Origin of the sequence: Weissella paramesenteroides ATCC 33313 (genome assembly GCF_000160575.1) — a bacterium.
Lineage (GTDB): Bacteria > Bacillota > Bacilli > Lactobacillales > Lactobacillaceae > Weissella > Weissella paramesenteroides.
On record NZ_GG697138.1, the window covers coordinates 1 to 1,434 of the forward strand.

The following is a 1,434-nucleotide window of genomic DNA, read 5'->3' on the forward strand; positions in this document are numbered from 1 at the left end:
TGAACTGAACCCCATGAGTTGGAGTAAATCTAACTCATGGGGTTTTCTTATGTTCTCGAAAGAAATTCAAATTGAAGCAGTATCGATGTATCTCAAAGGTGTTCCGCCCGTTGAAATACGGAGAAAATTCGGAATCAAAGCTCATTCGACTCTTGAAATCTGGGTGAAATCAATCAAACAGGATGGTATTTATGGAATCAAAGATTCCCACAGAAACAAGACAAGTTATCCGTATTCCTTTAAAATCAAGGTAATTAATTGGCGACTGAATCACAACGCGTCGTATCCCATAACGGCTAGAAAGTTTAGGATAACAAGTCCATCTTTAATTTGGCATTGGGAACGTGCGCTAGAGTTTGGTCGGCTAAAACCTGATAAACGAAGGCGGAAACGAACTATGAATAAGCAAGAACACGACAAGATCAAGAAGCTCGAAGAAGAGAATGAACTACTTCGAATTAAGGTAGCCTACTTGGAAAAACTCGAGGCCTTAGCTCAGGAAAAGAAGAAATTACAAACCAAGACAAAGCGGTAGTAATCACTGTGCTAAGGCAAGAGTTGAAGTGCAAGTTGAAGCTGCTTCTTCAAGTAGCCGAGATGTCTAGCAGTAGTTATCATGACGCGTGCAAGCGTGCGTACAAGGAGTATCCACGTGAGTTAATTGATGCGATTATATCAATTCGTGATGACAACCCGGACTACGGTTACCGTCGTGTCACACAAGAGCTTCGTAATCGTGGCTTCAACACCAACCATAAGGTTGTGCTGAAAATTATGAAGATGAACGGGCTTCTCTGTACTGCTTTCAACCGTCTGACACGGAAGTACAATTCTTACGCCGGCACTGTCGGACATATCTCACCGAATCGTGTAAACCGTCGGTTCACAACGGATCGACCATATCAGAAGGTTCTCACCGACGTCACTGAAGTCCGTTGGGGATCAGGCACGATGGCTGAACGTGCTTATTTCACCGCCTATATTGATGTTTATAGTGGTGAGATTCTCACTTGGAATATCGATCTTCATCCAACTGTCGAGTTCGTCACAAAGCCATTAGATGAGCTTCTACAAAATAGGCCAGAATTGAATTATCGAATGACAATTCACTCTGACCAAGGTTTCCAATATCAAAATTATGAGTATGTATCACGGCTAAAGACTAACCGTGTGTTCCAGAGCATGAGTCGCAAAGCGACATGCCTAGATAACGCAATGGCTGAGAGTATCTTCCACATCTTGAAGGTAGGAACGGTACATAACAACCATTATCAAAGTTATGACGAATTAAAGTCCGGCATAACTAACTATGTCTATTACTACAACAATAAGCGGATAAAAACAAAACTGGCCGGAAGAACTCCGGTTCAATACCGAAATCTTTCCGACCAGTTAGCCGCTTAAACGTCACTCCAATTTTTGGGGTTCAGTTCA

The 1,434-nt window shown here is 42.3% G+C and carries 2 protein-coding genes; both read left to right on the forward strand.

Annotated elements, in window-relative coordinates; genetic code table 11:
- Positions 1 to 535 (forward strand): transposase (locus HMPREF0877_RS09705; protein ID WP_002829236.1); only part of this gene is annotated, 535 nt, incomplete at its 5' end.
- 8 nt (positions 536 to 543) lie between these two features.
- Positions 544 to 1,404, forward strand: coding sequence for an IS3 family transposase (locus HMPREF0877_RS10295; protein ID WP_002829237.1), 861 nt, complete (start codon positions 544 to 546; stop codon positions 1,402 to 1,404).
- The last annotated feature ends 30 nt before the right edge of the window (positions 1,405 to 1,434 follow it).